This is a genomic window from Synechococcales cyanobacterium T60_A2020_003 (assembly GCA_015272205.1).
In the GTDB taxonomy this organism is placed as follows: Bacteria; Cyanobacteriota; Cyanobacteriia; order RECH01; family RECH01; genus JACYMB01.
The window spans coordinates 1-9219 of sequence record JACYMB010000259.1; the positions used below are offsets into that span (position 1 = coordinate 1).

The 9219-nt window shown below is 53.0% G+C and carries 7 protein-coding genes and 2 pseudogenes; 4 read left to right on the forward strand and 5 right to left on the reverse strand.

Annotation, left to right across the window (positions count from 1 at the left end):
- The coding region (locus IGR76_12835) for an ATP-binding cassette domain-containing protein (protein MBF2079366.1) at positions 1–350 on the reverse strand (350 nt) is incomplete at its 3' end.
- Between the two features lie 101 nt (positions 351–451).
- Between IGR76_12835 and IGR76_12840 the strand changes: the two genes are divergently transcribed.
- Positions 452–1423 carry a glycerophosphodiester phosphodiesterase gene (locus IGR76_12840; protein ID MBF2079367.1) on the forward strand — a complete coding sequence of 324 codons (972 nt, stop codon included), beginning with the start codon at positions 452–454 and terminating at the stop codon, positions 1421–1423.
- A 133-nt stretch (positions 1424–1556) separates the two neighbouring features.
- On the opposite strand, the pseudogene IGR76_12845 reads toward IGR76_12840, so the two are convergent.
- A pseudogene (locus tag IGR76_12845) lies at positions 1557–1730 on the reverse strand (Uma2 family endonuclease).
- Positions 1731–1954: 224 nt separating this feature from the next.
- On the opposite strand from IGR76_12845, the gene IGR76_12850 reads away from it, so the two are divergent.
- Positions 1955–3193, forward strand: a complete 1239-nt coding sequence (locus IGR76_12850; protein ID MBF2079368.1) for a hypothetical protein — start codon at positions 1955–1957, stop codon at positions 3191–3193.
- Positions 3194–3295: 102 nt separating this feature from the next.
- On the forward strand, positions 3296–4030 hold the full coding sequence (locus tag IGR76_12855; GenBank protein ID MBF2079369.1) for a hypothetical protein: 735 nt from the start codon (positions 3296–3298) through the stop codon (positions 4028–4030).
- A gap of 105 nt (positions 4031–4135) precedes the next feature.
- On the opposite strand, the gene IGR76_12860 is transcribed toward IGR76_12855, so the two are convergent.
- A complete protein-coding gene (locus IGR76_12860) occupies positions 4136–4936 on the reverse strand; it encodes a creatininase family protein (protein MBF2079370.1) in 801 nt (266 codons plus the stop codon).
- A 285-nt stretch (positions 4937–5221) separates the two neighbouring features.
- Between IGR76_12860 and IGR76_12865 the strand changes: the two genes are divergently transcribed.
- Complete coding sequence (locus IGR76_12865; GenBank protein MBF2079371.1) at positions 5222–6901, forward strand: HAMP domain-containing histidine kinase; 1680 nt, start codon at positions 5222–5224, stop codon at positions 6899–6901.
- Positions 6902–6959: 58 nt separating this feature from the next.
- Here IGR76_12865 and IGR76_12870 read toward each other — a convergent pair.
- Positions 6960–8100 (reverse strand): annotated as a pseudogene (locus IGR76_12870) (alkaline phosphatase D family protein).
- Between the two features lie 329 nt (positions 8101–8429).
- Positions 8430–9005, reverse strand: coding sequence for a hypothetical protein (locus IGR76_12875; GenBank protein MBF2079372.1), 576 nt, complete (start codon positions 9003–9005; stop codon positions 8430–8432).
- Positions 9006–9219: the final 214 nt, after the last annotated feature.

Consider the following 9219-nt stretch of genomic DNA (forward strand, 5'->3'; position numbering starts at 1 on the left):
TGAATTGCCCGCTGTCGTTCGGGATTGGGGATATGGTGCATCCGCCCATGAAACTCCATATTTTCCCAGACCGTGAGATCCATATCCACGCTGGTTTGCTGCAACACTACCCCGATTTGCTGCCGGACGCCAAACGGCTGCCGCACGACATCGAATCCCGCCACCACAATGTCGCCCTGGGTGGGACGGGTGAGGGTTGTCACCATCCGGATTGTGGTGGACTTGCCTGCTCCGTTCGGCCCCAGTAGCCCAAACACTTCACCGGGCTGGATCGTCAGCGACAGATCATTGACGACGCAGACGTTGTTATAGACTTTGTGGACGTTCTCAAGGGCGATCGCAGCGACCATAGTGTTGTAAGAACTCGAAGACGGGGAGTTTAATAATCCTTAATATTCTTACGGTATCACTTTAAGGGTTCCTCCGTGGAGTAGAGGTAAACGAAGCAATGATGCAAACCTGGAACAGACGGAAACCCATCGTCATTGCCCATCGGGGTGCGAGCGGATATCGTCCAGAGCATACGTTGGAGAGTTATGCCCTAGCGATCGCCCTGGGTTGTGACTACATCGAACCGGACTTGGTGATTACCCGCGATGGTGTGCTGATCGCTCGGCATGAAAACGAGCTGTCCGATACAACTGATGTGGGCGATCGCCCGGAATTTGCAGACCGCAGGACGACGAAAGTGATTGATGGCGTTGTACGAACAGGCTGGTTTGCCGAAGACTTTACCTTGGCAGAAATCAAAACTCTACGTGCCCGTGAACGGTTGCCATTTCGCGATCAGTCTTTTAATGGACAGTTTGAAATTCCCACGCTCTCTGAAATTATCGATCTAGCCCAGCACGCTAGCACAACCCCAGGCCGTACCATCGGCATCTATCCCGAAACCAAGCACCCCAGCTATTTTCAATCGATTGGGCTACCGCTAGAACCTCCACTGTTGAAGTTGCTAGCCCACTACGGTTACACCGAACGGGATTCCCCCGTGATTTTGCAATCCTTTGAGACCAGGAATCTACAACAATTGCGATCGCTCACGAATGTCCCCCTGATTCAGCTCATCGCGGAACCAACGGTGATGCAGGTAGACACTCAACGTTCCTATGCAGACCTGATTACGACTGATGGATTACGGGCGATCGCTCAGTATGCTAATGGGATTGGCGTAGATAAACGTTTAATCGTTCCTGTAAATCCAGCAAACCCGGATCTATTATTGCCGCCCACGTCTCTCATCAACGATGCCCACACGGCTGGACTCTGGGTTCATCCGTATACGTTTCGCAGCGATCCAGCGTTTCTCCACCCTGCCTACAACGGTGATCCAACCGCAGAGTACAGGCAGTTTTTTGAATTAGGAATAGATGGAGTGTTTAGCGATTTTACCGATCAGGCTGTAGCCGTGCGCGATCGCTAGGATCAGCAGACGAGAGCGATCGCCCTTAACCACCACCTCAACAGAGACTTCCTGGGACTCTTTGGGAAAATAGATATCGCTTCAACACCGAGTGCAATACCTATCTTTGTGCAGTGACCGATAACTATGTATTCAACGTCAAGTTTCCAGCCGCAAAGTAATCGGTGCGATCGCGCCACAGCCAGTCCAGGCATTTTAGGAGCAGAAGCAGTGGTTGGAGATGTTGATAACTTTCCAAGGGAGGTTCGTCGCTATCTAGATCACACGGGGGCAACACAATCCCTTCTGCCGCCGCTTGTTCGAGCAGTTCTGACGGATATCTTCCCTCTTTTGAAGTAGGGATTGCTTGCACAGTGGACGAGGCAAGGGTTTGAGCCGACATGAGGAATCTCGCGAAGAGAATTTATTTCCGGTGTAGCGAGGATTTTGAGATTCAAAGTCAGCGGGTCTTCGTGAGGCGATCGCCCTCAAGAATGGCACAATTAAAGCTTTGCGACAGTCAGCGAATCTAGAAGCCCATTGATAACGCCTATGCAACTTCTGTGTTTGAGCAACGGCCACGGTGAAGACGCGATCGCCCTTCGCATTGTCCAGGCATTGCGATCGCACCCCGCCGCCCCGGATATTGCAGCGCTGCCGATGGTGGGTACAGGCCAAGCCTATATCCATCACAATGTGCCGATTGTAGGGCCAACCAAGCAAATGCCCTCCGGAGGATTCGTTTACATGGATCAGCGGCAGCTCTGGCGCGATGTTAAAGGCGGACTGCTAGGACTCACGATCGCTCAATTTCAAACCGTCAAAGCGTGGGCAAACGCAGGGGGCTTGATTCTGGCGGTCGGTGACATCGTACCACTCCTGTTTGCCTGGGCGAGCGGTGCGCCCTACGCCTTCGTCGGTACGGCCAAATCCGAATATTACCTCCAGGATGAAGCGGGTTGGTTGCCCCGTCGCTCCTGGTTTGAACAAATGGAAAGCTGGTCTGGATCGGTGTATCTGCCCTGGGAACGCTGGCTGATGAGCCGCAAGCGTTGCAAAGCCGTTTTCCCCCGCGATACGCTCACCTGCCAAATTCTCAAACGCTGGTCAATTCCCGTATTTGACTTGGGCAATCCGATGATGGACGGACTCGAACCGAGCGGCACGATCTTTGAACCCTACGAAGCCGCCGCCGATGTGCCCCCTCTCACCATCGCCCTGCTCCCCGGATCGCGATCGCCCGAAGCTGAAGCCAACTGGGATCTGATCTTGAAAGCCATCCAAGATATCGTCCTCACCTTTCGTCAGCGTCCGTTACTGTTCCTGGGTGCGATCGCCCCAAACCTCGATCTTGCGCCCTTTCGGAGTCAGCTTCAATCCGCCGGATGGTTGCCCCGCACCGCTACCGACGCTGCCGAACCGCTGTTTACCCAACGACACGCCAGCCTGATCCTCACCCAAACTGGATTTGCCGACTGTTTGCATCAGGCGGATTTTGCGATCGCCCTAGCCGGAACCGCCACCGAACAATTTGTCGGACTCGGAAAACCTGCCATTACCATCGCTGGACGAGGGCCGCAGTTTACGCCCGCCTTTGCCGAAGCCCAAACCCGGTTGCTCGGTTCCTCCGTCTGTCTGGTGAATGAGCCGAGCCAGGTTGTAACCGTCCTGGGCAACCTGCTCCAAAACCCAGATGCGCTTCAGGTGATGGCGGAAAACGGGCATCGTCGTATGGGCGTACCGGGCGCGGCCCACCGTATTGCCGATGCGCTGATGCAGCACCTTTCCTAGGGGCGATCACCCAATTTCTAACGGGTAAAGCACCTATAAGCGCAACAACTCATCTATTCTTTTCTATAGTGTTCACAGCCCGTATGAGAAAAAAGGCTCAATATGACTGAATCCAACGAATCCATAACTGATAACACTGATAATAATTTGTCCCAAGTGGTTGAAGGGTTGCGCCAGTTTGGCTTTAGCCTATCAAAATCGGTAAAACCCTTTCGCTGGGTGGGCTACGCTTTTCTCCTGCTAACGCTTGTCGATTGGGTTGTCATGGTAGTGCCCCCTCAATTTAAAAACCTGCTATGGCAGTTCCAATCTGCAGGTCAAGTTGTAGAAAGAGCACCCTTCTTGCTCATTGGGTTAATTCTGGTCTTTTTTGCCGAGAAAAGTTTGCGTGCTTCTTGGGAAAAGGGCGTTTTAGCAGTGCTCTCCTGGCTCTGCTTAGGCTTGGCCGTTTTATATCTTGCCGTCGCGATCCTGCTAGGGGTAGATGCAGGGATGCTCGTACCTCGGAGCGATGCTCAGGTTGATGCTCAGTTCCAGCAGCAGTTACTTCAAGCCACCCAAATTGAGCAGCAGGTGAGTCAGGCCTCTCCCGAAGAAGTCGCAGGCTTTATTCAAAGCCAAGGCAGACAGGTACAAGGGAGTCCTGACCAAGCCAAGGCAGACCTGCTTGCAAAATTAACGAGTGCTAAGGAAGAACTCGAAGCCAAGCGAGCCGAAGCCCGACAAAATCAACGCCTAACCCTGATTAAAAATGCTGTGAAGTGGATCATTGGAGCGATTGTTTCAATTGTTCTCCTGATCTATCTATGGCAAGCAACCTACTGGGCACGAAGCTAGACCCTGATCGGTAGTCTGATTGGGCGATCGCTCACCTTGGTTTGAATGTTGATATGGAGCTGAGTATTAAAACGAGACTCGCATCAGTATTTCCCTCTAGTGCTTCTATTTCTGAGGGGGCTGAAACTGATAAATATCCTCTAGCGCTTGCACCCATCCATCCGACACCGATTCCAAAATTTGTTCTCCCTTCTCACGGGAGGCCGCCGTCGGATCGCCGATCGTCCCGCTACGGCTAATATCACGGGTTGTCCAGGCAAAGGGAATGCGTCCTTCTAGGCTCAACAGGGTATCCGGCGGTAATTCCGGGGGATATTCCGCTTGCGCCCGATCCATGTGAACCTGATCCGGTAAAACGGCCAACATCAAACTAGTTTCCGCGTCCCCTGCATGGATGCCAAACTCCTTTTCCTTCGGCGTGAGCAGTTCACTGACCCGGTGGGGCACTCGCCAGGTGAAGACCGGAAAGACCCAAAAATCCTCATGCTGCTGATGCAAGTCCCGCGCCACGATTTCCATAATCTGCGGCTGTCCCCCGTGGGAATTCATCAGCACTAGTTTCCGAAATCCAGCCCGATATAGACTTTCGCCCACCTCCATCAAGGTTGCGGTTAAGGTTTGAGCGCTTAGGGTAATCGTACCGGGAAAGTGCCAGTGCTCGTTCGATTTGCCATAGCAGAGGGGCGGCAGCGCATAGGCGGGAATCTCTGAATTCAGCTTTTCAAAGGTGCGACCGAGAACAGCGACTCCGATCGCCGCATCAACCACTAGGGGTAAATGCGGGCCGTGCTGCTCGATCGCCCCCACAGGCTGCACCAGAACCACATCCCCTTTGTTGGGCATGGCCTGGATAACCGTCCAGGTGAGGTAGGCGAAAAATCGGTGGGGAGGAATGAAGCTATGCATAGGGATTGGAATTTCGTCGGGCTTGAGGAGCGATCGCTCCAAGGGGAGTCCATCTCAGGGTTTAGCTATTTGGATCGTAGCAGGTGTCCCAGTTTTGGGCAGACTGGGGTAAAAAGAAGGCGGAGATTGCGACTCGTGAGGTTCGGTTCTATAGCTAGGCCGAATGAGGGAAAGCCAGTATCGTCGATATGTAGAGCGTTAAGACGGCGACGTGTAGCTTGGATGCCCATCCTGCCCCGCCCGATTCCCTTGTGTTTATAAACGCTGTGTTTAGCGATGAAAACCATGTCTGCACCAAGGTGGTATCTCCCAACCGTTAGCGAAATTATTGCGCTTAGCGAACAACATGGGCCAGGAGCCTTTTGGGCGGAGGACGAACTCGCTGAGAAAAAGCGTCAGGCTGGGGGCGATCGCCCTCGTAGTCTGGCACGCCAGCGGGCCCGCGCCGAGCGGGAATGGTACGGAGCCGTGGGTGCGGTTAATGACTTACTGCGATCGCTTCTTAAAGCTGGCAAACTGTCTGATCACGATAAATCCCCCTCCATTCAGGGCGTTGTGCTGTCGGGGTCGGCTCCCATCCTGGAAAAAGGTGACGTTCTATCGCAGCTTTCCGCCTGGACGTTTACCCCCGGAGCCTTAGCCGATGGCCTGGGCATTCCGGTGCATTTACTGCCGTCTGCACGCAAACCGGGTACTCCCCTTTCTACGCCTGCCATCCTTCCCCTCGCCCTGGATGATCCGCTGGCAACCGAGCAGTTTTGTGTGGTGATGACCGCGACCTTCAGCTTGGTCATGAGCTTGGGAACCGATGCGGATGGCTTACCTGTCTTCCTATTTTCTTTCATGCCAGAGGTGGTGGAAAAGGCATGGCGATCGCTCCAGTCGCGCCTTCGCATCACCCACTCGCCCGTTCTGAAATCGCTGAGTGCGCTCGTTGAGCGGTTTCCGCCGATTGAGCCACACTACCGCACCGTTACCCAATTTCAACGATTGATGCTGACCCACTTACCCGATGTTCTGGACGGGCGATCGCGTCGTCGAACCCGTCTGCATCGGTTGAATACGGTGACTCCGATCCATCCGAATACGGCACCTCCGGGTGCAACGCCGCCAAACCTGAATGACGTATCTGCTGCCAAGCTTGATCCGGCTACGTGGGGTGGCGTTATCAATCGGAGTCAGCCCAAGCGTCCAGTCTCCCGAACGCAGAGTGAAGTGCCAATACCAGCCGAGGTAACTCCGCCAAAATCAGGATTGGATGTGGAACTCTTGCAGGCGATCGCCCACGAAGTCCGTACGCCCCTAGCCACGATCCGCACCCTCACGCGCCTGCTGTTGCGCCGCAAGGATTTACACCCGGACGTGATCAAACGCCTGGAACTGATCGATCGAGAATGTACCGAGCAGATCGATCGCTTTAACCTGATCTTCCGCGCTGTTGAACTGGAAACGAAGTCTGCTAGTGTGGGACAAACACCGCTGGCAGCCATTTCCCTCGACCAGATTTTTGAACAGAATATTCCGCGCTGGCAAACCCAGGCGAAGCAGCATAACCTGACCCTGGATGTCTCCCGTCCGCAAAAACTACCGATGGTGGTGAGCGATCCCACGATGCTAGAGCAGGTTTTGACTGGACTGATCGACCGCATCACCCACACCTTACCGGGGGGGAGCCATATCCAAATTGAGGTCGCTTTGGCGGGGCATCAGCTCAAGCTTCAGTTTCAGGCCGAGTCCCAAGATGGCGACCAGTCATCCGACTTTCTAGCTGGCCTGTCGTCGTACTTTGCGCCCACGCTGAAATCCATTGGCGATCTGCTGATGTTCCAACCGGAAACGGGCAACCTCAGCCTCAACCTAGCGGTCACGAAGAATCTGTTCCAGGCCTTGGGCGGCAAGCTCACCATTCGCCATCGTCCCCACCAAGGCGAAATTCTCACCATCTTTCTGCCGCTGCAAGAGTAGGTTCAATTGTTGGGAATAGTCGCCTGCGGTAACGATTGCGTGTTGAGGGCGCTTGGTTTTAAGGTTGATCCAGGACTACGTTTTCAATGCCTTTGTTTTCAATAAACTTCAGCAATTTTGTCCGTTCGGCAGCATAGCCCTCCCAGCGTTCGCCAATCGTGGGAATGCCGAAGTGCTGCATGGGCACCGTAGACATTACAAATTTCCAGGTGGTGTCTTGCTTTTGAGCATCTAGGAGATCCTGTTTGAGGTCTTGGAATTGGGCTTTGCCTAGGAGAGTGCGATCGCTCACAAAGGCATCTTGCAAGACTTGTGCCACTTGTTCTGGAGTCGCGGTTTCCGGGGTAAAGGGGAGGGGTTTATCCCGAAACGATCGCATATCCAAGATAAACATCGCCGCATCTTGGCCGAAGGTGTTGTAGCGATAGAGCTTTTGGGCATTTTCAGTGCGGGGATCTCCGGTCTCTCCGTAAAACTCATTCCGTAACGGTTTGTAGTCCTGGAAGGCTTGGAGTGCGTCTTTAAATGCCTGAGTTTGGTTCACATAGGGAACCGTTTCGTTGCGAAAGAGATCTTGTTTTTGAGGCGATTCACCCGGTGCGGCTCCCCCGGCAAAGTCGTTGGTGACATCGTGATCGTCCCAGGTGGCGTAGGTGGTGGTGGATGCTCGCAGATCAGCCCAGTAGTTGAATCCATCCGTAGCGATCGCTGTAGATCTCTGCGTGTTTGGTGCGAAACTCCGCCAACGTTTTGGCTTGGGTGATTCCTGGCAGGGCGGGCGATTCACTATCCATCTCCGACGTATCGCCCAACTGAACAAAGAAGTCAAGATTTTGTTCGGCAGCGTTGCTAATCGACGGGAATGGCCCTAGATCTCCTTGCCAGTCTCCGCCTACACCAAAGGTAAGACCACGATGGAACGATTTAGGTGCAGCGGTGCGAAAGATCCCTTTCTGTCTATCACCTTCAGCATCGGTCACGCGATAGTAGTATTCGATGCCGGGTTGAAGTTTATGAATGGCAACTTTAACCGGAAGGGTGGTATCGGTGACGTTGGCGGTTGTTTGACCAACGAGGGTCTTAAATTTGGGATCGGTGGCGTATTCAAAGATGACATCACCGAGGATGTTGCTCCGTGCCCAGAGAATGGTGGATTTTTACGTCGTATCGCCGCTGGCAACGCCGTTGATGAGCGTCATTTATACACCCCTATCCGTGATGGTTCGATAGGAATCGTAGTCTAGCAATCGTACAAGGAGGGCGATCGCTCAAGAAACATTTAGGTTCAGTTTTGCGAAGAATGCAACGGGAGCATCTCAATTTTGTACGGGTAGTGCGAGCGTCCCGCTCGCGGGCAAGATGCCCGCACTCCAGACATTGATAAATTTGCAAATGTGGGATGCTCCCAATGCAACGAGGTTAGAAAAATCCTTGTGGCGTTTGGTTCCACAAGGATGCAGAATTTTGCTATCGTCAACGCATGTATCCTGCTTGCTGGCGATCGCCCAGACCGAACCGTCTAAATGGTTCAGATTAACTCTGTTGCATCTGGGAAAAGTTGAGGGCTACCCGCCACTAGATTTAAACAGGTTGATCCTTGCCGACAGTTAAACGGATCGTTCACGTCTTGGATGGAGCCACCCGCACCCAGACAGGTATCTAGATAATTCTGCTCTAGGCAAGGTTCATACGTGGATGTGGCGGCTGCATTGATCTCAAGCCTAGACGGAGGAGAGACTGCATACTCGGTTTCATGGGAACGGGTGAGGCGATCGCTCCCGTCTACACTAACCGTAGGTTCACCTAACAACACATCCTTCGTCTTGCCGGACTCCAGCAAGTCTGCCTGTTTAACGACCGCATTCAAGAATTTGTTAACCTTCTTCTGATTGGTTAAGCCGACTTTGGAGAGATAGGACGAGTTCTGAATGGCAAACTTCCAATTTTTGTTGCCCACAAAGCCAGGAAGTTGCGGGAGTTGAGTGGGTAACTCATCAATAGTGAACGTTCCGTCTGGCGTCTTAATTGTTTCTATCAGATTTTCAGGCTTGGTGAAATCGATCAGATAAATCTCCTGCTTGGTGACTGGATTGATGACAGCCAAGTGGCGTTCATCAATGGTGAAGAAGCGGGCATTTGGGTCAACGAAAGAGCCTGTGCTCGAACCAAAATCCTTAGGAGAGTCTCCATTCTCGATGAGAAATATTCCGAATGGGTTGTTCCCTCCAATATATTTCTCGTTACCCGCGCTCCCTACAGATACAATGAACTACCCCGCCGCAAGCGGACGGGGTATCAGAATCAAAAAAGAGCAAGTT